The sequence below is a fragment of the Pseudomonas sp. SIMBA_067 genome, assembly GCF_046534675.1.
In the GTDB taxonomy this organism is placed as follows: domain Bacteria; phylum Pseudomonadota; class Gammaproteobacteria; order Pseudomonadales; family Pseudomonadaceae; genus Aquipseudomonas; species Aquipseudomonas putida.
Genome location: NZ_JAWRYH010000017.1, coordinates 49,091 through 74,674, shown reverse-complemented (window position 1 = coordinate 74,674; position 25,584 = coordinate 49,091). Strand labels below are relative to the sequence as shown.

The 25,584-nt window shown below is 62.6% G+C and carries 18 protein-coding genes; 8 read left to right on the top strand and 10 right to left on the bottom strand.

The window, feature by feature from the left end:
- Window positions 1–12 precede the first annotated feature (12 nt).
- From SB765_RS26330 to SB765_RS26315, 4 genes are all read left to right on the top strand, one after another.
- Window positions 13–375: a RidA family protein gene (locus tag SB765_RS26330; RefSeq protein WP_410932165.1), complete on the top strand. Its 363-nt coding sequence runs from the start codon at window positions 13–15 to the stop codon at window positions 373–375.
- A 170-nt stretch (window positions 376–545) separates the two neighbouring features.
- On the top strand, window positions 546–1,082 hold the full coding sequence (locus SB765_RS26325) for a sigma-70 family RNA polymerase sigma factor (RefSeq protein WP_410932164.1): 537 nt from the start codon (window positions 546–548) through the stop codon (window positions 1,080–1,082).
- Entirely contained in the window at window positions 1,079–2,044 is a 966-nt protein-coding gene (locus tag SB765_RS26320; RefSeq protein ID WP_410932163.1) for a FecR domain-containing protein, read from the top strand. The genes SB765_RS26325 and SB765_RS26320 overlap by 4 nt, the downstream gene beginning before the upstream one ends.
- A gap of 90 nt (window positions 2,045–2,134) precedes the next feature.
- Window positions 2,135–4,567: a TonB-dependent siderophore receptor gene (locus tag SB765_RS26315; protein WP_410932162.1), complete on the top strand. Its 2,433-nt coding sequence runs from the start codon at window positions 2,135–2,137 to the stop codon at window positions 4,565–4,567.
- Between the two features lie 77 nt (window positions 4,568–4,644).
- Here the strand turns inward: SB765_RS26315 and SB765_RS26310 are convergent, their stop codons facing one another.
- The 6 genes from SB765_RS26310 to SB765_RS26285 all read right to left on the bottom strand — a co-directional run bounded on the left by SB765_RS26310 (window position 4,645) and on the right by SB765_RS26285 (window position 15,211).
- Entirely contained in the window at window positions 4,645–7,074 is a 2,430-nt protein-coding gene (locus SB765_RS26310) for a TonB-dependent siderophore receptor (RefSeq protein WP_410932161.1), read from the bottom strand.
- Window positions 7,075–7,153: 79 nt separating this feature from the next.
- Window positions 7,154–8,122, bottom strand: a complete 969-nt coding sequence (locus SB765_RS26305; RefSeq protein WP_410932160.1) for a FecR domain-containing protein — start codon at window positions 8,120–8,122, stop codon at window positions 7,154–7,156.
- A complete protein-coding gene (locus tag SB765_RS26300; protein ID WP_258655093.1) occupies window positions 8,115–8,654 on the bottom strand; it encodes a sigma-70 family RNA polymerase sigma factor in 540 nt (179 codons plus the stop codon). The genes SB765_RS26305 and SB765_RS26300 overlap by 8 nt, the downstream gene beginning before the upstream one ends.
- Before the next feature lie 101 nt (window positions 8,655–8,755).
- The gene (locus SB765_RS26295) at window positions 8,756–9,712 is read right to left on the bottom strand and encodes an arsenic resistance protein (RefSeq protein ID WP_410932159.1); all 957 of its coding nucleotides are present in this window, start codon (window positions 9,710–9,712) and stop codon (window positions 8,756–8,758) included.
- Between the two features lie 130 nt (window positions 9,713–9,842).
- A complete protein-coding gene (gene glyA / locus SB765_RS26290) occupies window positions 9,843–11,096 on the bottom strand; it encodes a serine hydroxymethyltransferase (RefSeq protein WP_012270418.1) in 1,254 nt (417 codons plus the stop codon).
- Between the two features lie 284 nt (window positions 11,097–11,380).
- Window positions 11,381–15,211 carry an EAL domain-containing protein gene (locus SB765_RS26285; protein WP_410932158.1) on the bottom strand — a complete coding sequence of 1,277 codons (3,831 nt, stop codon included), beginning with the start codon at window positions 15,209–15,211 and terminating at the stop codon, window positions 11,381–11,383.
- Between the two features lie 247 nt (window positions 15,212–15,458).
- Here SB765_RS26285 and SB765_RS26280 point away from each other — a divergent pair, with 247 nt between their 5' ends.
- The 3 genes from SB765_RS26280 (at window position 15,459) to gdhA (ending at window position 19,393) form a co-directional block, all read left to right on the top strand.
- The gene (locus tag SB765_RS26280; protein WP_410910738.1) at window positions 15,459–15,872 is read left to right on the top strand and encodes a hypothetical protein; all 414 of its coding nucleotides are present in this window, start codon (window positions 15,459–15,461) and stop codon (window positions 15,870–15,872) included.
- A 291-nt stretch (window positions 15,873–16,163) separates the two neighbouring features.
- Entirely contained in the window at window positions 16,164–17,831 is a 1,668-nt protein-coding gene (gene ettA / locus SB765_RS26275; protein ID WP_016501553.1) for an energy-dependent translational throttle protein EttA, read from the top strand.
- Between the two features lie 221 nt (window positions 17,832–18,052).
- Entirely contained in the window at window positions 18,053–19,393 is a 1,341-nt protein-coding gene (gene gdhA, locus SB765_RS26270) for an NADP-specific glutamate dehydrogenase (RefSeq protein WP_410932157.1), read from the top strand.
- A gap of 33 nt (window positions 19,394–19,426) precedes the next feature.
- On the opposite strand, the gene SB765_RS26265 is transcribed toward gdhA, so the two are convergent.
- The 4 genes from SB765_RS26265 to SB765_RS26250 form a co-directional block, all read right to left on the bottom strand.
- The gene (locus SB765_RS26265; protein ID WP_410932156.1) at window positions 19,427–19,924 is read right to left on the bottom strand and encodes a GreA/GreB family elongation factor; all 498 of its coding nucleotides are present in this window, start codon (window positions 19,922–19,924) and stop codon (window positions 19,427–19,429) included.
- 67 nt (window positions 19,925–19,991) lie between these two features.
- The gene (locus SB765_RS26260) at window positions 19,992–20,348 is read right to left on the bottom strand and encodes a hypothetical protein (protein ID WP_410932189.1); all 357 of its coding nucleotides are present in this window, start codon (window positions 20,346–20,348) and stop codon (window positions 19,992–19,994) included.
- A gap of 91 nt (window positions 20,349–20,439) precedes the next feature.
- Complete coding sequence (locus SB765_RS26255) at window positions 20,440–22,293, bottom strand: DUF4105 domain-containing protein (protein WP_410910740.1); 1,854 nt, start codon at window positions 22,291–22,293, stop codon at window positions 20,440–20,442.
- Window positions 22,294–22,365: 72 nt separating this feature from the next.
- Window positions 22,366–22,854: a DUF3015 domain-containing protein gene (locus SB765_RS26250; RefSeq protein ID WP_016501548.1), complete on the bottom strand. Its 489-nt coding sequence runs from the start codon at window positions 22,852–22,854 to the stop codon at window positions 22,366–22,368.
- Window positions 22,855–23,105: 251 nt separating this feature from the next.
- Between SB765_RS26250 and SB765_RS26245 the strand changes: the two genes are divergently transcribed.
- Entirely contained in the window at window positions 23,106–25,544 is a 2,439-nt protein-coding gene (locus tag SB765_RS26245; protein ID WP_341797522.1) for a Lon protease family protein, read from the top strand.
- The last annotated feature ends 40 nt before the right edge of the window (window positions 25,545–25,584 follow it).

Below are 25,584 nucleotides of genomic sequence, written 5' to 3'. Positions count from 1 at the left end.
GAGGGTACCTCGATGATCACTCGCTACGGATCAAGCGCGCGGATGTCACTGGCGGTCAGTTACAGGGGCCTGTTTGAAACGGCAGGCATCGTGGCGGATGACCTGCAACAGGATGTGCAGGGGCAGTTGCGTCAGGCGCTGAGCGTGATCGACGGCCTGATGGTGCAGGCCAACGTCGGCAAGGCGCAGCTGACGCGGGTTCAGATGTGGCTTGCCGACTACCGCCACTTCGACCTGGTCAACGAAGTGTACGACGCCTGGTTGCAAGGCTGTGCAAAACCGGTGCGGGCCTGCGTGGGCGCAGCCCTGGGGGATGGCTACCTGGTAGAGGTGCAGGTGTTCGCTGTGTGCCCTGGGTGCCCGGATTCACTGTGACCGCTAGGCTGAAAGCGCAGACCAGTTGCTTGATATGGGCAGGCCTCGGCCTGATCGCAAAATCATCCCTGCCATGACCAAACCGGGCAGCGTTGCTTATCGCAATTGCCCGGCGTCATTCATCCACGCTACCATTGTGAATAATTCCTATTAGCATAATGGCCGGCCCCATGAATGCCTCTCCCAGTGCTCCAGCCCCTGGTTTCGACCTGGAGGAACTCTACCGTTCCCACCATGGCTGGATTCGCCAGTGGCTCCAGCGCAAGCTCGGCAATGCCCATGATGCGGCGGAACTGGCCCAGGATGTGTTCGTTCGGCTGTTGTCCAAACCCCGTGTGTTCAATGACCACGAGCATGCCCGTGCGTACCTGGGACGTATGTCGCGCAATGCGTGTGTGGACTTCTGGCGACGGCGGCGGGTGGAGCAGGCTTATCTGGAAGTGCTGGCCACCCAGCCCGAGCAACTTGCGCCTTCGCTGGAACATCAGGCCGTTATCCTCGAAACCCTCGAGCAACTGCAGGCAATGTTCGAGCGTATGCCCCAGCGCGTGGCCGAGGCATTTTCCATGGCGCAGTTGCAGGGCATGAAGCAACGCGAGATCGCCGAGCAGTTGGGCGTGAGCGAGCGCAGTGTGAACAGTTACCTGGCTCAGGCTATGTACCAATGCCTGCTGCTGGAAGCCGAACTGGATGGCTCGCTGGCATGAGCAGGGCGCCACTCGACCATGGCGTACTGCAAGCGGCTGCCGGTTGGTTCGCACGGCTGCACGCGGCGCAGAATGACGCTGCGATCCAGGCGCAGTGGCATGCGTGGCTGAACGAGGATGCGCGGCATCGCCTGGCCTGGTCGTACGTAGAGAACATCAATCAGCGCTTTGGTGGCCTTGGCGGCCAGGCAGAGCAGGCTCGGCAAGTGTTCGACAGCGTGCGCCGTGACCGGCATTCGCGCAGGGCCGTGCTCGGTAGCCTCTGTGTGGCGGGTGTGGCAGGTGTGTTGGGTTGGGGCGGATGGCAGCGTGGTTGGGTCGATTCGCCACGTGCCTGGTTCGCCACTTACCGCACTGGCCTGGGTGAGGTGCGGCCGGTCACCCTGGCCGATGGCAGCCAGCTGTGGCTGAACGGCGGGACGGCGCTGGATGTGCAGTTCGATGAGGGATCAAGGCAATTGCGCCTGTATCGCGGAGAAATCCTGATCGAGTCCGGCAAGGACCCACGTCCACTTTCCGTGGTGACGAGGGCAGGGCGGGTGCAACCGCTTGGCACGCGCTTCAGTGTCCGGGACCAGGGGTTGCAGACCACCTTGAGCGTATTTGCCGGCGCCGTGCAGGCAACTTGCTCCGGCAGCGGCAGGCAAACCACGCTGCAAGCCGGGCAAATGATGGTGTTCGACGCGCAGCAAGTCGGCGCCCCATCAACTGCACAACGCTTGCGCGAGGATTGGAGCCGCGGTGTGTTGGTGGCGGAGGACATGCCGCTGGCTCAGATGATCGGCATTCTGCGCGATTACCGCCTTGGCCACTTGGGCATCGACCCGGCGATTGGAAGCCTGCGTGCGGTCGGCACCTTCCCGTTGCTCGACACCGACCGTGCGTTGGCCATGCTCGAGCGTGCGTTGCCCATCCGGGTTGTGCGTACCTTGCCTTGGTGGGTCTCCATCGAGGCGGTCTGAAGTTTTTTCAAAATTCTTTTTCCGGTTTTGCGACGCTCATTCGCTTGGTGGGATGACGCTACTTCATCCTCTTTGCGAAAGGATTCTTCCATGCTGCTTCGCGACTCTGCTTCCGCGCACCGTCATCCGTTGGCCCTGGCCATTTTGCTAGCCCTTGGCGGCCACGTTGCCGTCGCCGAGGCCGACAGCAGTGCTGCAGCCCAAAGCGTGGTATTCGACATTCCAGCCGGGCCATTGGCGCGCCAACTGAACCTGTTGGCCAGCCAGGCCGGGCTGTTGATCGGCGGTGATGCGGCGCTGACGGCCAACAAGCAGAGCCAGGCGGTGCACGCCTTGAGCGTAGAGGTGGCGCTGGCGCAGATGCTGGCCGGCACCGGTGTGGCGGCCGTGCGCACGGGTGAGCGGGAGTTCCAGCTGGTGAGCCAGGCCGAAGATGCGGCAGGCGCGATGACCTTGGGCGCCACTACCATCTCGGGCCAGGGCCTGGGTGCTGTGACGGAGGGTACAGGGGCTTATGCGACGGGCCGTTCGTCCACTGCCACCAAGCTGCCGATGAGCCTGCGTGAAACGCCCCAGTCGGTCACGGTGGTCACCCGTCAGCGCATGAACGACCAGAATATGAAGAACCTTGACGACGTAATGCGTAACGCCACCGGCGTCACCATCATCAAGAACGGCAGCGAGCGCTCGCTGTACCAGGCTCGCGGGCAGACGGTCGACAACCTGCAGATTGATGGCGTGCCGACCAACATTGGCAACCCGTACTCGATGGATACCATTTCCAAGCCCAACACCGACATCTACGACCGCGTGGAAGTGGTGCGGGGCGCCACCGGCCTGATGGAAGGCGCGGGTAATCCGTCGGCCTCCATCAACCTGGTCCGCAAGCGGCCCACGGCCGAGCACCAGGCGTTGATCGAAACATCGGTCGGCTCCTGGGACGACTACAAGACCATGGTCGACCTGTCTGCGCCGCTGAACGAAGCAGGCACCCTGCGCGGCCGCTCGGTCATTACATACAACAATGCCAACAGCTACCTGGACACTGCCCAGAAAGAAAACCAGCTGTTCTACGGGATTATCGAGGCCGACCTGGATGAGTCGACCCTGGCCACCTTCGGTTTTACCTACCAGAAGGACCGCAACTCAGGTTATGACTGGTCGGGCCTGCCCAGCAAGCAGAGCGGCGCGTTCTACCCAGTTTCGCGCTCTACCTCGCTGACCGGCGAGTGGAACCACCTGGACAAGCGCAATACCACCGTGTTCGCCGACATCCAGCACACCTTTGCCAACGGCTGGAAGGGCGTGGTGGCCGTGAACCAGATGTGGGCCAAGTCGGACTTCCTGGGTAACTACACCTACCCGGGTGGTGGTACCGACCTGTTCACCCTCAACCCCCGCCACTTTCACTTCGATGATACCCAGACCAGCATCGACGGTTATTTCACCGGCCCGTTCCAGCTGCTGGGCCGCCAGCATGAGCTGATCGTTGGCGGCAACTGGAACAAGGACGACTTCGACTATCACGGCGGGCGCGACGCAACCTATCGCTACATCGTCGACATGAACAACCTGGCAGCCTTCGATCCACCCAGCCCGACTGCCCTCAACGTCAACCAGTGGCAATACAACCGCACCCAGGAGCAGAAGGGCGTGTATGTGGCCAGCCGGTTCAGCCTCACCGACAGCACCACATTCATCCTCGGCAGCCGCCTGAGCTGGTACAGCCACGATTCGCTGGACGATACCAATGGCGTGCGTGAAGCCTCCGACCGCAAGCACTTCTCCAAGAGTGGCGAAGTCACCCCTTATGCGGGCCTGGTGCAGGACCTGAACGAAAACTGGTCGGCCTACGCCAGCTACACCGAAATCTTCAAGCCGCAGAGCGCGCAGGATGTGAATGGCACCACGCTCCTGCCAATGACCGGCAGCAACTACGAGATCGGCTTGAAGGGTGAGTTCCTGGACAAGCGCCTGCAAACTGCCATCGCGCTGTTCCAGGCTGACCAGACCGGCCGTGCCGAGCGGGTAACCTGTGCGCAGACCTGGGCTTGCTACCGCGCGTCCGACAAGGTGCGCAACAAAGGCATCGAGCTGGAACTGACCGGTGAGGTACTGCCGAACTGGAATGTATCGGCGGGGTATACCTATACCCAGTCCAAGTACATCGGCGGCCAGCAGAAAGGCGACGATTTCAACGGCGCTTCGCCACGCCACCTGTTCAAAGTTGCGACCGACTATCGTCTGCCTGGTGCGCTTGACCAGCTGCGGGTAGGTGGCAGCTTCTATGCGCAGAGCAAGATGACCCAGACCGAGGTTGGGGCAGACTACAAGCTCCAGCAGGACGCTTACCACCTGACCAACCTGCATGCGATCTACGAGATCAACAAGAACCTTGAAGTGCAGTACAACCTGGATAACGTGTTCGACAAGAAGTACTACCAGACCTTGGGCAACCCCAATTACTGGAACTTCTATGGCGAACCACGCAACTTCAACGTGGCGTTGCGGGCACGGTTCTAACCGGCAGACTTGACTCCCGCAACGCTGACATCGCCGCATCTGCTACATCCAGCACGCGCGCGGCGATTAACCGGCTACTAGAAACTGTACCGGGCAGTCAGTTTCACGTTACGTGGGTCACCGTAGATGTCGTATGGGCTCCACCCACCGTTGGCGACGCTACTGTAGTAGGTGCGGTCGAACAGGTTGTTGACGTTGACCTGCAGGTCTAGCTGCTCGCTAGCCTTGTAGCCTGCCACCAGCCCGACCACCGTGTACGAGCCCTGCTGGTTTTGCCATGCAGTAGCACCGGCGCCCCCAGAGTTACGGATGCGGCTCTGTTGGTAGATATCACCGCCAATGCGCCAGCGCTGCAGCTCGCCGGGCAGGTTGTAGATCGTGGACAGTTTGAATAGCTGGCGCGGTTTGGCACGGTCGAAGTCTTCGCCTTCGCGGGCCTTGTTGGCGTCGTTGACGTATTTTGTCTGGGTGTAGGTGTAGCCGGCAGCCAGCTGCCAGTTGTCGGTCAGGGCGCCTTGAATTTCCAGGTCGATGCCCTTGCTGCGTACCAGGCCGGCCGCCTCGTAGCAGGCACTGGCGGCGCCCGAACCGCAACCCTTGTTGTCAGGTAACTCCTGGGCGCGGTTCTTCTGGTCAATTTGAAAAACAGCCAGGCTGGCGTTCAGTGCGCCACCAAAGTATTCCCCCTTGATGCCCGCCTCGTAGTTTTCACCCACCACAGGGTCGAGCACTTTTCTGTCCATGCCTTTGCTGGTCTGCGGCTTGAAAATATCTGTGTAGCTGACATAGACCGAGTGATGGGCGTCCAGGTCGTAGATCAGGCCGGCATAGCGGGTCAGGTTACGCGTGATCTTGTAGTTGCCTTCACTGTTTTCGCTGTCATCGAATTCATACCAGTCGAGACGGCCGCCGAGAATCAGCGACAGTGGTTCAGTCAGGCGCAGGCGGCTGCTGGCATAAACGCTGTCCTGTGTGGTGGTCTCGGGCAGGCCGTCAGGGCCGGTAACGTAATCCGGTTTGGCATGACCACGGGGGTTCCATTCGAAGGGGTTGCTGCCGGTGTCGATGAAATCGCTCCAAGCCTTGCCAGAACGATAATCCAGCTGGCGCTTGCTGACGCCCAGGGTCAGGTCATGTGTCTGGCCGAGCAACTGGAAGGGGCCGCTGAGTGCCAGGTCGTAGCCTTTTTCCTTTTGCTCCATGGCTTCTGTCCATAGATAGTGGCGATCATATTCCCATACCGAAGAGGCCAATACGTCGGTGTCGGTTTTCGTCTGCATGGCCGCGAGGCGAAGCGACCAGTCATTGGCGAAGGCATGCTCCAGGGTGGCGAAATAGCCGGTGGTGCGATTGTCCGAATATTCCCAGTCATGGCCCAGGAAGGTGTCGCGCGGTAGCCCGAGGTGGCCGCCGCCCCGGGCCATGGGCAACCCGCCCCAGATATAGTTGGTGTGGTTCTTCTGGCGGTAGGCCCCCAGCGTGAGGGTGGTGCTTTCGCTAAGGTCGGCGTCGACTACGCCGTAGAACAGGTCGTGATCACTCTCTACCGAATCACGGAAGCTTTTGGCGTCCTGCCGGGAGACCACGGTGCGGGCACGCAGGGTGCCGTTTTCATTGAGCGGGCCGCCGACATCCAGCGTGCCGGTGTAATCGTCCCAACTACCAGCACTGCCGGTGAGCGTGCCCTGAAATTCATGGGTGGGGCGCTTGCGAATCAGGTTGATTGCACCACCGGGGTTGCCGGCGCCTTGGGCCAGCCCGGTGGCCCCGCGTACGATCTCCACCCGGTCATACATGGCCAGGTTTGCTTCCCCACTGGGCAGGTAGGTCAGGAAGCTGGTGGGAAACCCGTCGTACATGATGTTGTCGACGTCAAAACCGCGGGCGCTGAAAGATGGCCGCCCAGCGCCACCGGAGTTACTGAGAAAAATCCCCGGCGCACTTTTGACCACATCGCTGATAGTCGTCATGGCCTTGTCGTCCATGCGCTTGCGCGTAACCACGCTGACCGACTGCGGCGTTTCGCGCAGACTCAAGGGTAGCTTGGTGGCAGTCTGCATCGTGCCGGTGGTGTAGGAACCGCTGTTCTCGGTAGTTGCCGACAGGCCCTGCCCGGTAATGCTGGTAGCGCCCAGCTCCATGCCTGTGCCCATTGCCTGCGGGGTCAGCAGGTACAGACCATTGCCTTGTGGTGAAGCTTGCAGGCCTGTGCCTTGCAGCAGTTGGTGCAGGCCGTCTTGCACGCTGGTGGCGGCGTTCAGGCCAGGGCTGCGCAAACCTTCCACCAGCCCCGGTTCGATGGGAAGGGTGATATCCGCCTGGCTGGCGAACTCGGCGAGGACGCTGCTCAGGTTACCGGCTGGTACCTGAAAGGTACGGCTCTGCTGCGCGGTCTGCCCGGCGGCTTGCGACCCAACTGCCGCCAGGCTGCCACCGGTGATGATCAGGCCCAGTGCAGCAGCATGCACTGCCCGCGCCAATGGTTGCATGCCCTGTGTCGTCGCCATGTGTTCGTCCCCGCCCTGTGAAAGTGATGTGCTTACGGAAGGGACACGCAGCTTGAGGAAAACACGACAACGATTCTTTCTACGCGTTGGCACGCGCAGTGAGGGTGACCCAGTAAGGCGTCCGGTAGTGGACATCCACCGGCAATGTCTGGCTTAGGGCGCGCAGAATCTGATCGGTGTCGCGCAACTGGAAGGTGCCGGAAATCAGCAGCCCGGCCACGGCCGGATCGCACCGCAACAGGCCGGGGCGATAGCGCCCCAGCTCGCTGATGAAGTCATCCAGGCGCGTCTTTTCTACCCGCAGCACATGGCTGAGCCAGTCGAGATGATGCTGGGCCAGCGGCATGGGGGGCTGTGCAGCCTGGATGCTGACATGGGTTTGCTGGCCGGCAGCCAGGCGCACCAGGCCATCATCACCCGGTGACAACCGCGGGCGCACTTCGACAGCGCCCTCCAGTGCGGCGAGGAACGTGCTGCCTGGGTAATGACGCACTAGCAAACGGCTACCGAGCGTGGTGATTTGCGCTTCGGCGGTATCGACGATGAATGGGCGCCTTGCAGGCTCGCTCAGCACCTCGACCAGCATCTCACCGGTGATAAGGTGCACGCGGCGAGCACTGTCGTCGTAGGCGATATCGACGGCGCTGCCGGTATTCAGACGAATCTGCCCGCCATCCGGCAGGTGCACGGTGCGTAGCTCCCCGGCGGCGGTACGCGCGTCCGCACGCCATTCGCGCCACGGCAGCTCTCGGTAGGCTGCGAGGCCAAGCGGAGCGGCGGCGATCAGCAGCGCAAGGGTCTTGAGCGCATTCCGGCGTTCCTGGCTGCGCGGGCGCTCCAGGGCCGCCCGTGCGGGTTCACCGGTAAGCTGCTGTGCCCGGCTGCTGAAGCGCACGGCCAGTTGCCAGGCGCGTTCGTGGTCAGTGTGCCGCGCTCGCCACTCGGCACCGGCCGCATGCTCTGCGGCGCCGGCGCTGCTGTTCTGCAAGCGCACGAACCAATTGGCCGCTTCACGGGCAATGCGCCGGTCGATGGGCGTATTACTCATGTTGCACGCACAGGCTGGCGAGCACTATGCATTCCTCAAACGCCCGCGCAAGGTGGCGTTGTACCGTGCGTACGCTGAGCTTGAGCCGGCTGGCGATCTCTTCTTGTGTATAACCTTCCAGTTGCGCCATCAGAAACGCCTGCCGGCTTTGGGCTGGCAGCAGCGCAAGTACCTGGTCAACTTCGTCGAGGGCTTCGAGCACCAGCGCCTGATGTTCCAACGACGGTGCCAGTGCTTCCGGTGTTTCCGCCAGCGCGGCCAGATAGGCTTGCTCCAGTGACCGGCGGCGGTAGAAGTTGATGGTCAGGCGATTGGCAATGGTGGCCAGATAGGCGCGCGGAGCCGAGCAGTTCAGTGGTTCGCCAGCCGCACTGCAGAGAAGCCGCACGAACGTGTCCTGGGCCAGGTCTGCGGCATCGGCGGCACTGCCCAAGCGCTTGCGCAACCAGCTCTGCAGCCAACTGTGATGGTGGCTGTAGAGCTGATCGATGGCCTGATGCTGGTGGTGGTTTACCGATGAAGTGGATTGCACGGGATAGAATGAATGTTAATGAGAATTCATCGCATTCTATCAGGGTAGGGGCGCGCGCGTACAAGCAAAAGGTTCAGCTTCCCTCAATCTGCCTTAATTCATCAGCTTCGCACTAATGCGGGGAATACGCGCACATAAACCAGCTCACTCAACAGTTCCACCAGCGTCTGGGTAATCACTGCCGCTGCGGCCAGGCCGCGAATGTCCTCCGGCAAAGCTAACGCCAGCGGCAACACCACCAGCGAATTACGCGTGGCGGCGCTGAAGGTTACCGAACGTGCTTCGGTGGCCGGCAGGCGCAGCAGACGCGCCGAGATGAAACCGAGCACTGGCGCCAGCAGCATGAAGCCGATGTACACCGGAATCACCGGCAGCAAGCGGTCGAAATCACGCAGCACCACGTCAATCTGCGAAGCGATCACGACCACCAGCACCAAGGCCATGGCTGGCACTGGCAACCACGCCCAGGCGTCATTCCAGGCCGCGACTGTGCGCGAGCGGCGGTCACCGAGGCTGGTGAGCACGGCAAGCAGCATGGGCAGCACGATCAGCAGCACGAAGGCTTCCACGAACGGGGTGATGGAAATGGCCACGTTGTTGCTGTCTCCCAGCATCAGGGCGAGGTAGATCGGCAGCAGTGCCAATTGCACCAGCAATAGCACGGGTGTGGCGGCCAAGGTCAGGCGCGAGTCGCCTTTGCCGATGTGGGTGAACACCACCACGTAGTCGATGCAGGGTGTAAGCAGTACCAGCAGCGCGCCAACAAGGATCGCCGTGTGCTCGACCAGCCCACGGGTAATTGCCCAGACCAGCAGCGGGACGAGGATGAAATTGGCCAGTAGCAGGGCAGCGATGAAACGCCGATTGCCCAGGCCCTGGCGCAGGTCGAGGAAGGGTATTTGCAGAAACATCGCGTACATCAGCACGGCAATAGCGGGGGTGACCAGGGCTTCCAGGTGGCGCGCGCTGTCACTGGCCATCAAGCCGAAGGCAACGGCTGCGAGCACGGCAGCGAAGTAGATCGGGATCTGGTGGGTCTCGAGTTGTTCTCTGGTCAAGGTGCGGCCTGTGTGGGGTGATGAACTGGGAACGCGGTCTTTGTGGGGGCAGCGGTGCGTGTGAAGCAACCGAAATCAAACAAAAAAGCCCGGCACTGGGCCGGGCTTTTTCACTTCAGGCTGGCGCCAATCAGTTGCCGTAAACCGGCAGCTTCTTGCAGATGGCCTTGACCTTCTCACGAACGGCGTCGATCACCGCTTCGTTGTTCAGGTCAGCCAGAATGTCGCAGATCCAGCCGGCCAGTTCCTTGCACTCGGCTTCCTTGAAACCACGGGTGGTAACGGCTGGGGTGCCGAAACGCAGGCCCGAGGTGACGAACGGCGAACGTGGGTCGTTCGGTACCGAGTTCTTGTTGACGGTGATGAAGGCTTTGCCCAAAGCGGCGTCAGCGTCCTTACCGGAGATTTCCTGCTTGATCAGCGACAGCAGGAACAGGTGGTTCTGGGTGCCACCGGACACCACGTCGAAGCCACGCTCGATGAATACGCTGGCCATGGCCTGGGCGTTTTTCACGACCTGCTGCTGGTAAGCCTTGAACTCAGGCTGCAGGGCTTCCTTGAAGCAGATGGCCTTGGCGGCGATGACGTGCTCCAGCGGGCCGCCCTGGGCGCCTGGGAAGACAGCGGAGTTCAGCTTCTTCTCGATGTCGGCGTTGGCACGGGCCAGGATCAGGCCGCCACGTGGACCGCGCAGGGTCTTGTGGGTGGTGGTGGTGACCACGTCGGCGAACGGAACAGGGTTCGGGTACACGCCAGCGGCAACCAGGCCGGCAACGTGGGCCATGTCGACGAACAGGTAGGCACCGACCTTGTCGGCAATGGCGCGGAAGCGGGCGAAGTCCAGAACCTGCGAGTAGGCCGAGAAGCCGGCAACGATCATCTTCGGCTTGTGCTCGACAGCCAGGCGCTCGACTTCGTCGTAGTCGATCAGGCCGTTGCCGTCGATGCCGTACTGGATGGCGTTGTACAGCTTGCCCGACGAGCTTACCGAAGCACCGTGGGTCAGGTGGCCACCGTGGGCCAGGCTCATGCCCAGGATGGTGTCACCGGCCGACAGCAGGGCCAGGTAGACAGCGGCGTTGGCCTGGGAGCCAGCGTGCGGCTGGACGTTGGCGTAATCGGCGCCGAACAGTTCCTTGGCACGGTCGATGGCCAGTTGCTCGACGATGTCGACGTACTCGCAACCACCGTAGTAACGCTTGCCTGGGTAGCCTTCGGCGTACTTGTTGGTCAGGACCGAGCCCTGAGCTTCCATGACTGCCGGGCTGGTGTAGTTTTCCGAAGCGATCAGCTCGATATGCTCTTCCTGGCGCAGGGCTTCTTGCTGCATGGCTTCGAAGAGCTCGGCGTCGTACTTGGCAATGGTCAAATCACGGCTGAACATGGCGGTCCTCAAGGATCGGGGTAGTTTGGGGGGGCATTCTAACCGATTGATTCGCGGCTGGCATATGAAGTGGCATCAAGTCGCGGACCAATGGGGCTCATGTTGCATCCCGCGCCGTATCTGGGCTGGGTGGGTGCCGGAGCTGACTCTCAGGTCCATTTTTTGGGGCGCATATGGCCTCATCGCCGGCAAGCCAGCTCCCACAGGAATTGCGCTGGCCTTGAGGCTGATGCATCACTTGTGGGAGCTGGCTTGCCGGCGATGAGGCCAGTGCAGGTACCGCATCAATGGAACATGAACAGCGTTTCGTTGGAGAACTGCGCCTCGAACTGATGTGCCGGCATCGGCCGCCCGAACAGGTAGCCCTGCACTTCGTCGCAGCCATGCTCGCGCAGGAACTCCAGCTGCTCGTGGGTTTCCACGCCCTCGGCGATTACCGCCAGGTTGAGGCTGTGGGCCATGGCGATGATCGCCCGGGCTATCTGCGCGTCCTGTTCGCCCTCGGGCAGGCCGTCGACGAAGGTGCGGTCGATCTTCAGCACGTCGATGGGGAACTGCTTGAGGTAGTTGAGCGATGAGTAGCCGGTGCCGAAGTCGTCAACCGCAATGCTCAGGCCGAGGTTTTTCAGGCTGGCCAGAATCTGCAGCGCCTCGTTCACTTCGCGCATCAGGATACTTTCGGTCAGCTCCAGCTCAAGGCAGGCCGGCGGCAGGCCGCTTTCTTCGAGAATGTTGGCAATCCGCGTGCCCAGCTGGCCGTCGGAGAACTGCCGTGCCGAAATGTTCACCGACACCTTCGGCACCCGCACCTTCGCCTTGTGCCAGGCCTTGAGCTGGCGGCTGGCCTCGCGCAGCACCCAGTCGCCCACGTCCACCACCAGGCCCAGTTCCTCGATCACCGGGATGAAGTCGCCCGGCGGCACCAGGCCCCGGGTGGGGTGGCGCCAGCGCAGCAGTGCTTCGGCGCCGGTCAGGCGCTTGCCGTCGCCGCTGAATTGCGGCTGGTAGTAAAGAATGAACTCGTTCTGCTCCATGGCGTGGCGCAGGTCGCTTTCCAGCTCCAGGCGCTCCAAGGCGCTGGCGTTCATCTCGGCCTGGTAGAACTGGAAGTTGTTCTTGCCGCGTTCCTTGGCGTGGTACATGGCGGTGTCGGCGTTTTTCATCAGCTGGCTCAGCTCACTGCCATCCTGCGGGCTGAGGGCGATGCCGATACTGGCCGTAACGAAGAACTCGCGGTTTTCCAGTACAAACGGCCGCACCAGGCTGCCGAGGATGTTCTCGGCCACGTGGATGGCGCGGTTCAGCGCCAGTTCGCGGCTGGCGCGCGGTTGCAGCAACAGGGTGAACTCGTCGCCGCCCATGCGCGCCACCGTGTCGTCGTCATCCACGCAGGCCAGCAGGCGCAGGGCCATGTCCTTGAGCATGCGGTCGCCGGCGGCATGGCCGAGGGAGTCGTTGATCGGCTTGAAACGGTCGAGGTCCAGGAACATCAGCACCACCCACGCCTTCTGCCGCTCGGCCTGCTGCAGCGCGTTGTACAGGCGGTCCTGGAACAGCGTGCGGTTGGGCAGGTGGGTGAGGGCGTCGTAGTAGGCCAGGCGGTGGATGCGCTGTTCGCTGGCCTTGCGCTCGCTGATGTCGGTGAAGAAGCACACGTAACTGGCCAGGTCGCCTTCGTCGTCCAGTACCGCAGTAATGCCGACCCATGCCGGGTAGTGGTCGCCGTCACGGCGCTTGAGCCACACCTCGCCCTCCCAACTGCCGCGCTGGTGCAGTTGCTTTACCACATAGCGCAGGTGGCCTTCCTGCTGTTCGTCGACGGTGAGCATGCCCGGCAATTGGTCGAGCACTTCACTGACGGCGTAACCGCTGACGCGGCTGAACGCCTCGTTGGCCTGCACGATATAACCGGCCGGGTCGGTGATGAGAATGGCCGAAGTGGAATGCTCGAACACCGTCGCGGCCATGCGCAGGTCTTTTTCGGCGCGGCGTTGCTGGCTGATGTCACGGCCTACCCCAAGCACACCCTCGAAGCGCTGGTCGTCGTCCCACACCAGCACCAGGCGCAGCTCGATTGGGATCTTGCGGCCATCGCCGCGCAGGCAGTCGAACACGAACAGCTGGGTCGGCAGCTGGCTGCGCAGTTGGGCCAGCTGAACCGGGTCGCTCATGGCCTTGCTCACGCGCTCCATCAGGCTGTAGATGCCGGTGAGTTGGGCCGGGTTGGCGATGATCGACTGCCAGCCGTTGGCAAAAATCCAGTCGGCCTGGTAGCCCAGCACGCTCTGCACCGAAGGGCTGACATAGTTGAGCTTGAGCAGGCTGTCGGTGGAGAAGATCACGTCGCTGATGCTTTCGGCGAGCATGCGGTAGCGCTGTTCGCTGTCGCGCAGCGACTGGCTGGCCTCTATCTGTACCGTCACGTCCTTGCCCACGCCGATGATGCGCGTTACCAAGCCTTCGGCGTCTCGGGTCAGCACCTGCTCGCGGATGTCATAGCAGCGCCAGCCGCCATCATGGTGGCGAAAGCGTAACTGGCAGTGCAGCGGGTGGTCATGGCCGCTATCGCGCTGTTGCTGGCGCAGGGCCTGATAGTGCGCGGCGTCTTCGGGGTGCAGCAGCAATTCCCAGAAGCGGTCGCCCATTTGTGCAAGCTCGGTGCGGTCGTAACCCAGGGTCTGGCCCAGGTGGCGATTGCTGAAGATCATCCGCTGGCTGAGCACGTCCTGCACGTACAGTTGGTCGGGGACGGTGCGCACCACGTCCGACCAGAAGCTTTCGCGCTCCAGCAGCGACAGCTCTACCTGCTTGCGGCTGGTGATGTCGCTGATGCTGAGAATGACCGCCTGGTAGTCGCGGCGCTGCTGCGGCAGGCGTGCCATCAGCCACAGGTGCAGCTCGCCGCCCAGCGGCGCCGGCAGGCGTACTTCCAGCTCCAGCAGTGGCCGTTGTTCGATCAGCGCGTCGATCAGTTGCATGCCGATGCTGTCGCGGCCATCGCCCGTGCCGTCGATCAGCCGCTGCCAGGCACCTTCGTGGCAGTTGATGTTCAGCAACTGGCGCGCAACCTGGTTGACCTCGGTGATTTTCAGCTCCAGCAGCAGCGAGCGGCGCAGGTTCGGGTCTAGGGCCAGGCTGTGCTTGAGCGCGGCGCGGTTGCGCAGGTGGTAGCGGTCGAGCTGGCTGGGCAAGCTGGACAGGTCGAGCACACACAAGGCCACGCCGGTGCCTTCGAAAATTTCCTGGTAGCGCCGGCGGTCCTCCTGCAGCGCGCGCTGGCGGCGGCGCATGTTTATCAGGGCCAGCACTGGCAGCAGGGCGCAGAACAGCACCAGCAGGCATTTGCCGATCAGTGCAGGCAGCAGTTTCTGCTGGGTCAGCTGGGCGTCGAACAGGCCGCGCAGCTGCCAGGTGCTGTTGTCGATAAAGGCCAGCATCACGCTCTGTAGCGGCTCGCTGCCGGTGTCGGCCGGCGCGTGGCGTTGCAGTACCTCGCCGCTGCGGCTGTTTTCCAGCAGCCACAGGGGGTGGCCGGCGCCATCGAGGTGGACGGTGAGGGTGCGGTAGTAGTCCGGCGAAAGGCGCAGCAGCCAGAAGCCACGGTCCTGCTCGGGGGACTGACGCAGTAGCAGATAGAGGGTGCGGTTGTCGGCGGAATTGGTGAAGAAGTACGGGCGGCCCTGGTTCAGTGTGAGCAACTCGTCAAGCAACTTCCGGTCAGGGCTGCCGGCCAGGCTGTCGCCGCGCAGTTGCCCTGCGCTGTCCAGCCAAGCCACGCTCTGCAGGGCAGGCAGGCGCTCGCGCAAGGTATGCACAAGGCCCGGCAGGGCGTCGGGCGTCGGCGGATTGACGTAAGGCTGCATCACATTTACCGCCTGCTGCGCCTTGAACGCCATGTTCAGGCTCAGGTGGTCGGCCAGTTCCGCGGTGGCGTCCAGGCTTTGTTTGCGCAGGTCGGCCTGGGTGTGGTTGAACTGGGCAAAAAGCTGCCACAGCAGCAGGCCCAGCAGGATCAGGGCAAGCATCGCCAGCGCACCCTTGACCGACCCGCGCAGGGTAGCGGCGGGCGCCTGTGACGCGGTACGCAATGTCGACGGATGAGTAAGGTTGGTCAAGCGTTGATCCTGCGATTGGGCTGGCGATGGCAGGGAAGCATCATGCACGGTGTATGCCGGTGTCTGGTGGCGCACAACGGTGGCGCACTATAAGGCCGGACACCCGAAACCGGCTAGCATGCCTAGGATTATGGCAAAGTGCCAGCCATGTTGACCGATGGTGCCGGCCCGGTGGTTCGGCAAGCCCCTGCAACCTGTGCGAGAATAGCGCCCGCTATACATGACAACGCATCGGAGATGTTCGGTTTTGGTTACTCACTTTTCCTCCAATGGCCTCGATTCCGCCTGTGGGCGCAGCAGTCAGACCCTTGTCAGCACTGCCGTGACCGAGGACGTATCCTGCAAGTCTTGCCAGCGCTCGCTGGTCAAACCTGACGCTGGCGCCAGCGCCAAGAGCAAAGCGCCCTCGCTGGCTGAACTGCGCAAGACCGCCAAGGCGGCAGCAGCGCCAACGCCGGCAGAGGCGGCGGTCAAGCCTGCTGCCAAGGTGGTCAGCACTGCGCCTGCGGCTGCCAAACCGGCCAAACCTGCCAATGTGGCCGAGCAGCAACCTGCCCGCAGCGGCGGCTTCAGCGTGAAGTCCGCCTGGGCCGCGCGCCTGGCCGGGCAGGGCGACCGTTGCCGTTTGCCGCGGGGCAAGGCCAAACAGCGCCACGTCTGAGCCCTCTCGGCTGCTTTGCCGGCCGTTTCGCGGGCACGCCCGCTCCCACAGGGATCACGGATTGCTCAGGCCCTGTGGTGAACCTGTGGGAGCGGGCGTGCCCGCGAAGAGGCCGGTACAGGCAATAGCATCTTCTCTGGGATCCCCCCACCCTCGACCCCTCCTATGCAACGCCGCGCGTTGGCGTAGAATGGTCGACTTTGTTCAATGACACCCGAACACGCATCCCCCTGGCCATGCTGCCTGGGCGATCGTCGATGTCTTTACCTATCTGAATTAGAGGGCTTGGTTTTGGCTCAATACGTCTACACCATGCATCGGCTGAGCAAGGTCGTGCCGCCGAAGCGGGAAATTCTCAAGAACATTTCCCTGTCGTTCTTCCCGGGCGCCAAGATTGGCGTGCTCGGCCTGAACGGCGCCGGTAAATCGACCCTGCTGCGGATCATGGCGGGCGTCGACAAGGAATTCGACGGCGAAGCCCGTCCGATGCCCGACATCAACGTTGGCTACCTGCCGCAGGAGCCACAACTGGACCCGACCAAGACCGTGCGTGAAGTGGTCGAGGAAGCGGTCAGCGTGATCAAGGACGCCCAGGCCCGCCTGGACGAGGTCTACGCCGCCTACGCCGACCCGGATGCCGACTTCGACAAGCTGGCCGCCGAGCAGGCCAAGCTGGAAGCCATCCTGCAGGCCGCCGACGGCCACAACCTGGAGCGTCAGCTGGACGTGGCCGCCGACGCCCTGCGCCTGCCGGCCTGGGACGCAAAAATCGAACACCTGTCCGGTGGTGAAAAGCGCCGTGTGGCCCTGTGCCGCCTGCTGCTGTCGGCCCCCGACATGCTGCTGCTCGACGAACCGACCAACCACCTGGATGCCGATTCGGTGGCGTGGCTTGAGCGCTTCCTGCACGACTTCCCTGGCACCGTGGTAGCCATTACCCACGACCGTTACTTCCTCGACAACGTCGCTGGCTGGATCCTGGAACTGGACCGCGGCGCCGGCATCCCGTACGAAGGCAACTACTCGGGCTGGCTGGAAGCCAAGTCGGACCGTCTGGCGCAGGAATCCAAGCAGCAGAGCGCCCACGAGAAGGCCATGAAAGAGGAACTGGAGTGGGTGCGCAAAGGCGCCAAGGCTCGCCAGTCCAAATCCAAGGCCCGTCTGCAGCGCTTCGAAGAAATGCAGTCGCAGGAATTCCAGAAACGCAGCGAGACCAACGAGATCTACATCCCGGCTGGTCCGCGCCTGGGCGACAAGGTCATCGAGTTCAAGAACGTCTCCAAAGGCTACGGCGACCGCGTGCTGATCGACAACCTGTCGTTCGCCATGCCTAAAGGCGCCATCGTCGGCGTGATCGGTGGTAACGGTGCCGGTAAGTCGACCCTGTTCCGCATGCTGATGGGCAAGGAACAGCCGGACTCGGGCAGCATCGAGATCGGTGAAACCGTGCAACTGGCCTGCGTGGACCAGAGCCGCGAAGACCTGGACGGCGCCAAGACCGTGTTCCAGCAGATTTCTGACGGTTCCGACCAGATCCGCATCGGCAACTACGAGATCCCGTCGCGTACTTACGTTGGCCGCTTCAACTTCAAAGGTGGCGACCAGCAGAAGTTCGTCAAGGACCTGTCCGGTGGTGAGCGTGGCCGCCTGCACCTTGCCCTGACCCTGAAGGAGGGCGGTAACGTCCTGCTGCTCGACGAACCGTCCAACGACCTCGACGTCGAAACCCTGCGTTCGCTGGAAGAAGCCCTGCTGGACTTCCCGGGCGCTGCGATCGTGATTTCCCACGACCGTTGGTTCCTGGACCGTGTGGCTACCCACATCCTGGCGTACGAAGACGACTCGAACGTGGTGTTCTTCGAAGGCAACTACACCGAGTATGAAGCTGACCGCAAGAAGCGCCTGGGCGATGCTGCTGCCCAGCCGCACCGTGTACGGCACAAGAAACTGGCCCAGTAAGCCGGTTTTTTGATGCACAAGAATGGGGCCCTTGGTGGCCCCATTTTCGTGCTTGGCTCAAACGGGAAAACTGCTGATCGAGCGCGTGCTTTGTATACACTTATATAAAACGCACCAAATAATTTCAAAAAAACGACATTTCGCCCTATTCCAGTGCGATTGCTTCTTGGTACATTCGAAAAAAAACCAATAAGTCCAATCCTCTTGGTGAGATGTCTACCATGATCGAATCTGTCGACCATTTCCTTGCACGCCTGCAACAGCGTGACCCCGGCCAACCGGAATTCCACCAGGCGGTGGAAGAGGTGCTACGCACTTTGTGGCCGTTCCTTGAAGCCAACCCCCACTACCTGCAATCGGGCATCCTCGAGCGTATGGTCGAGCCTGAGCGCGCGGTGCTGTTCCGCGTTTCCTGGGTCGATGACCAGGGCAAGGTGCAGGTCAACCGCGGCTACCGCATCCAGATGAGCAGCGCCATCGGCCCGTACAAGGGCGGCCTGCGCTTCCACCCGTCGGTGAACCTCAGCGTGCTGAAGTTCCTGGCCTTTGAGCAGGTGTTCAAGAACTCCCTGACCTCGCTGCCCATGGGCGGCGGCAAGGGCGGCTCGGACTTCGACCCGAAAGGCAAGAGCGACGCCGAAGTGATGCGCTTCTGCCAGGCGTTCATGAGCGAGCTGTACCGCCACATCGGTGCTGACTGCGACGTACCGGCCGGCGACATCGGCGTGGGTGCCCGCGAAATCGGCTTCATGTTTGGCCAGTACAAGCGCCTGGCCAACCAGTTCACGTCGGTGCTGACCGGTAAAGGCATGACCTACGGCGGCAGCCTGATCCGCCCGGAAGCCACCGGCTTCGGCTGCGTGTACTTCGCCGAAGAAATGCTCAAGCGCCAGGGCAAGCGTATCGACGGCCGCCGCGTGGCGGTTTCCGGCTCGGGCAACGTGGCCCAGTATGCGGCGCGTAAAGTGATGGACCTGGGCGGCAAGGTGATCTCGCTGTCCGACTCCGAAGGCACCCTGTACGTCGAAGCCGGCCTGTCCGATGCCCAGTGGGACGCCTTGATGGAGCTGAAGAACGTCAAGCGTGGCCGCCTGAGCGAACTGGCCGGGCAGTACGGCCTGGAGTTCCGCAAGGGCCAGACCCCGTGGAGCCTGCCGTGCGACATCGCCCTGCCGTGCGCCACGCAGAACGAGCTGGGCGCCGAAGACGCCCGCACCCTGCTGCGCAACGGCTGCATCTGCGTGGCCGAAGGCGCCAACATGCCGACCACCCTCGAAGCTGTGGATATCTTCCTGGACGCCGGCATCCTGTATGCCCCGGGCAAAGCCTCCAACGCCGGCGGCGTGGCTGTGTCGGGCCTGGAAATGTCGCAGAACGCCATGCGCCTGCTGTGGACTGCCGGGGAAGTGGACAGCAAGCTGCACAACATCATGCAGTCGATTCATCATGCTTGCGTGCACTACGGTGAAGAAGCGGATGGCCGTATCAACTACGTCAAAGGTGCGAACATCGCAGGCTTTGTGAAAGTGGCTGATGCGATGCTGGCCCAAGGCGTAGTCTGACCTGAAGTTTTTGGGGGCCGCACGGCGGCCTCCTCAGGGCTCACCCTCGATCCCGACCACTTCAATCACCTGATCCCCCACCGGCCGCCGCCAAACCACTTCATCCCCAGGCCCCGCGCCCAGCAACGCCCGCCCCAGCGGCGAACCCCAGTTGATCAACCCCCGCCCGGCATCCGCTTCGTCCTCGCCCACCAGTTGCACCACCTGCTCCTGGTCCTGCGCATCGACAAACCGCACCCGGCTACCAATCTGCACCTTGCTGTGTGAGGTGGCTGGCGGCACCACCTGGGCACTCTGCACTCGCGCATTGTAGTAACGCAGGTCCCGTTCGGTATCGGCCAGCCGCTGCTTGTCGCCCCGTTCGCCCTGCGCCTGCAGTTCGCTGCGCAAGGCATTCAGCTCGGCCACGCGGGCCTGGAGCTGGCGCAGGCCGTTGGCGGTGACGTAGTTGGGTTGTTCGCTGACGCGACGCTCGACCGGCTGGTCGGCCTGGGCGGCAGCCTGGTCTTCGTTGACGAATGCTCGGCTCATGCAGGGCCTCCTTGTGCAGGAGACCATCATGGCAGGCCGCCGGTTTCAAGGAATGTCCGTTTGCGACTCAGTTGTGGCGATAAGCCTTGGCGGCGTCACGGTCCTTTTCCTGCTCCCACTCGCGGTCGCGCTGGTCCCAGAAGCGTTCGTGGTACTCACGCTGTTCTTCACTGTTCTGCATGGCATGACACTGGCGGAAGCCGTCGTCCCAGCCGGTTTCGTACTGGCGTTCGTGCAGGTAGCGCGGCACGTTCTTGCTGAAGCCGCCCACCATCAGCCCGGCCGCCTGGCGGCCGCTGCTGCAGCCGTCCTGGAAGCCATCGGCATAGGCAGGGGGATAACCGTGGTTGAGCATTTGCTCGTGGGTGGTTTCGCAACCTGACAGCAATAACGCAATGCACACGCCGAACCAGTACCGCGACATGGCCACCAGACCCTCCCGTAGATAGTGGAAAGTCTAGGTGGCCATTTGTCGAGGAGCTGTCAAAACGGTGTCAAAGAGTCGATTGGATCACTCAGTAGTGGTACCACTTCAATTCGAGCATTACCTCGTTCTGTGCGGTAGCCAGGTGGCTGAACTCGCGCGAAGCGCTCAACCGCAGCCCCAGGTTCTGGCTGATCTCCCACTGCTGGTTCAGGCTCACGCTGCGCCGCACTTCGCCATTGGTGAAGTAATCACCCTTGGCCTCCAGCGTCAGGTTGCCCAAGCCGTTGCGCCACAGCAGGCCGCCATTGAACCCTGCCGCCGGGGCGATGAACTGGGCGAAGTCGTTGTGATGCTCGACCCGCACCGTACCGAGGGCAAAACCCAGCAACCCGTCGGCCAGTTGCCAGGTGCCACCGGCGCCGCCGTTCACATGGCTTACCAGCACCTCGTCATCATGTTTGCCCGGCACCCGCTCCAGGCCGCCAGCCACTTGCCACGACCACGGTTTGAGCAGCTCGTTGCGGGGTGTCAGCGAGCGAATGGTGGCCAGGTCCAGGCGCTGCACCTGCCAGTCATTACCCTCGTACTGGCGCACCTTCAGCTGCAGGATCTCGATTTGCGCACCCAGCGGGAAGCCGTAGGCATTGTCGTTCAGGTCGTGGTAAGCCATGCGCAGGCCGTACTCGGCGTAGGCGCGGTCTTCACGGGTGCCCACGCCCAGTTGCCAGGTGCGTGAGTCATGGCCGTCTTCAGGCAGGCCGGGGCGCTCGATCTGCAAGGGCGGCGGCGGGTTGCTGTTGATCGCCCGCAGCAGCTCGAAGCTGCGCTTGGCTTGGCCGGGGTCGCGTTCCTGGCCGTTGGCCCGGTAGCGCTCAAGGCGATACGCGGCATCTTGCACCAACGCCTGGCGTTCGCGGGGCAGGGCCTTGAATTCGGGGCTTTGCAGCTGTGCGGTGTTGGCACTCACGGCCAGCACCTGACGCTTTTCGCCATGGTCGAGGGGCTCCGCCCGGGCCAGCAACTCACGTTCGCGGGAAGGGCGGTAGACCTCGCTGGCGACCAGGCCGGACTGTTTCACGGCCTTGACCGTATCGGTCGGGATGGCGGTCAGCGGGAACTGCGAGGTCAGGTCCAGGCTTGGCCGAGCCACTTGCAGCAGTTCCAGCAGCCGATAGGAGCAGTTTTCGTCGAAGAAGAAGTAGTCGAACTGGATCTGCTTCAACTCCCACACATGCTCGACCATGCGCCCGGTTTCTTCGGGGGTGAGGTCCAGCTGGTATTCCCACAGGTCGCGGTTTTCCAGGCTGCGGTATTCGGACAGTTTTTCCTGGTAGGGCATCAGCGCGAACAGCCCTGGGTAGCCGCCCATCAGGCCCTTCCAGGCGTACAGGATGCTGTTGTCGCTGCCTTCGATGTAGGCGCCGAAGTTGATCGCGTAGCTCAGCAGCGTGGTGTCGTCGTTGCGGGTGCTGGACTGGTCGATGCGCAGCAGGGTGTGGCCGAACATTGACGAGGGGCTGTTAAGGTAGGCCGCCGGGAAGATCAACGCGGCGCTGTGCGGGTCGATGGACTGGTACCAGGTCTTGAACTCCTGGCAGTCCGGCTGCGGCAAGCCTTGCAGGTCGAGCTGCTCGCGCAGCCAGCGGGTACGCGCGGGGAACACACACTGCGCGTGCTTGTCGCCGAGGCTGGCCGGGGCATACAGCGCTTCGACCGTGGCTTGCAGCTCTTGGTCGGGGTGGTGCGCACCGTCCTCGGCGAGGAAGAAGGCATCATCATCCACATAGCTACGCCAGCCGCCGAGCTTGGCGGTTTCGTAGTGACCAATGGCGTGCCAGTAAGGGGTATTGGCCAGTTGCTGGAGACGGCCTTGATCCAGCACGGGCGCGGCATGAACAGGGGCGCAGGCACACAGCGCCAGGGAAGCGAGGCGTTTGAGCATATCGGGCAACTACTTCTTCACGATGCCGAAAAAGGCGAAACCCGCCCCCGTGGGGGGCGGGAACAGCAGTGCTTAGGCCTCGGTAGCGTATTTGGCCAGGCGTGGGTCGCTCTTCAGAACGGCCAGGGTGTTGGTGTGGACAGTTTCGGCAGTGACATCGGCGCTGCTGAAGATCTGGTTGAAGTGCTGGTGGGTAACCGAGTTGAAGTAGACGCGGTCTTCCGGGGCCACGCCAAGCACTACGGCATAGGTGGTCAGTGCTTCGCCCTGGCCCATGGCCATGTCTTCGGACAGCTCGTTCATCATGCCATTCATGGCAAACCAGGACTTGCCGCCGTAGGTCAGCGAAGCCTTGGTCGAGCAGCCGTTGGTGCCGGAGGTCATGCCGAAGGTGGCGTTACCGGATGTGCCGTTGGTGGTAGAAGCCAGGAAGTGTGCCGGAGTGCCACGCTGGCCTTCGAACAGCATGTTGCCCCAACCGCAGTTCGGGCCGCCTGGCGCTTCGGCCATGGCGTTCAGCGAGACCACGGTGAACAGAGTACCCAGAAGAATCCGTTTCATAGCATTTGTTCTCTTTGTCTTAACCAAGGGTCAGGGTTTCTGGCAACTCGGTTGCCAGGTCGGGAAAGCTTTTCACCCACCCGCGCAGCTTGGAGTTTAGGCACGATCTAAAGGTTGCGTTGTTGATTGCGAAAAATTTGCTGTGACATGACCTGCACCGGCTGCGACATAAAGTCCCATGGAGCCTTGCAAGGCGCGCGCGGGCAGCGCCAGAATGCTGCTCATCTGCCCCGCCGAAGTAAGGAAACCCAATGCCCGATCCTGTCGCTGCGCGCCTGCGTCTCGCGCCTGAAGCCCTGACCCGGCGTTTCTCCCCCGAGCAGTTTGCCTTTACCCATACCGACGATCTGGAGCCGTTTCGCGGAGTACTGGGCCAGGAACGTGCTGTCGAGGCCCTGCAGTTCGGCGTGGCCATGCCGCGCCCCGGTTACAATGTGTACGTGATGGGCGAGCCCGGCACTGGGCGCTTCTCGTTCGTCAAGCGCTACCTCAAGGCTGAGGGCAAGCGCCAGCAGACCCCGGCCGACTGGGTCTACGTCAACCACTTCGACGATACCCGGGAACCCCGCGCGCTGGAGCTGCCGTCTGGCAGCGCTGCCGAGTTCATCAGCGACATGGGCGGATTGATCGACAACCTGCTGTCCACCTTCCCGGCAGTGTTCGAGCACCCCTCGTACCAACAGAAGAAAGGCGCTATCGACCGTGCCTTCAACCAGCGCTACGACCGTGCCCTGGATGTAATCGAGCGGGCCTCGCTGGAAAAGGACGTGGCTTTGTACCGCGACGCCAGCAACGTCGCCTTCACGCCGATGGCCGATGGCAAGGCGTTGGATGAAGCCGAGTTCGCCCAGTTGCCGGAAGCGGTGCGCGAGCAGTTCCACCAAGACATTGCCTCGCTCGAGGAACAGCTGAACGAAGAGCTGGCCAGCCTGCCGCAATGGAAGCGCGAGTCGAACAACCAGCTGCGCCAGCTCAACGAAGAAACCATCACCCTGGCCTTGCAGCCGTTGCTCGCGCCGCTGTCGGAAAAGTACGCCGAGAACGCAGCGGTGTGCGCCTACCTGCAGTCGGTGCAGCTGAACCTGCTGCGCACCGTGGTCGAGCAACTGGTCGACGACAGCAAGACCGACGCCGCTGCGCGCAAGCTGCTTGAAGAGCAGTACGCTCCAAGCCTGGTGGTCGGCCACCATGCCGCCGGGGGCGCGCCGGTCGTGTTCGAGCCGCACCCGACGTACGACAACCTGTTCGGCCGTATCGAATACAGCACCGACCAGGGCGCGCTTTACACTTCGTACCGCCAGTTGCGCCCAGGCGCGTTGCACCGTGCCAACGGCGGCTTCCTGATTCTTGAAGCCGAGAAAATGCTCGGCGAGCCGTTCGTGTGGGATGCGCTCAAGCGTGCGCTGCAGTCGCGCAAGCTGAAGATGGAGTCACCCATCGGTGAACTGGGCCGTGTGGCCAGCGTCAGCCTTCAGCCGCAGATGATTCCGCTGAACGTGAAACTGGTGATCATCGGCTCACGCCAGCTGTACTACGCGCTGCAGGACCACGACCCGGACTTCCAGGAGATGTTCCGCGTGCTGGTGGACTTCGACGAAGACATGCCCATGGTCGACGAGAACCTGGAGCAGTTCGCCCAGCTGTTGCGCACCCGTACCAACGAAGAGGGCATGGCGCCGCTGACAAGTGACGCGGTAGCACGCCTGGCCACCTACAGCGCCCGCCTGGCAGAGAACCAGTCACGCCTGTCGGCGCGTATCGGCGACCTGTTCCAGCTGGTCAGCGAAGCCGATTTCATCCGTCAGCTGGCCAGTGACGAAATGACCGACGCCGGGCATATCGAACGTGCGCTCAAGGCCAAGGCCACCCGCACCGGGCGTGTTTCGCAGCGGGTGCTGGACGACATGCTGGCCGGCATCATCCTGATTGATACCGAAGGGGCGGCCATCGGCAAGTGCAACGGCCTGACCGTGCTGGAAGTGGGCGATTCGGCGTTCGGTATGCCGGCCCGTATCTCTGCCACCGTGTACCCGGGCGGCAGCGGCATTGTCGACATCGAACGCGAGGTCAACCTTGGCCAGCCGATCCACTCCAAGGGTGTGATGATCCTCACCGGATACCTGGGCAGCCGCTATGCCCAGGAGTTCCCGCTGGCGATTTCCGCGAGTATCGCCCTGGAGCAGTCCTACGGTTATGTGGACGGTGACAGCGCCTCGCTGGGCGAAGCGTGCACGCTGATCTCGGCCTTGTCGCGCACGCCGCTCAAGCAGTGCTTCGCCATCACCGGTTCCATCAACCAGTTCGGTGAAGTGCAGGCCGTGGGCGGGGTCAACGAGAAGATCGAGGGCTTCTTCCGCCTGTGTGAGGCGCGTGGCCTGACCGGCGAGCAGGGGGTGATCATTCCGCGTGCCAACGTAGCCACCCTCATGCTCGACGAGCGCGTGCTGCAGGCTGTGGAGAACGGCATGTTCCACGTTTACGCGGTCAGCCAGGCCGATGAGGCGCTGAGCCTGCTGGTGGGCGAGGAGGCCGGGGTACTTGATGACCAGGGCCTGTTTACCGAGGGCAGCGTCAACGCCCGGGTGGTGGAACGCCTGCGTGAAATCGCCGAAATGATCAGCGAGGAAGACATCGAGAAGGCAGAAAAAGAACGCCTGGAAGAGGTGATTGCCCAGGCCAAACCGGCCTGAGTCAATAAACCGGCGCTGGCGGCGATGTGCTACCGTTCAG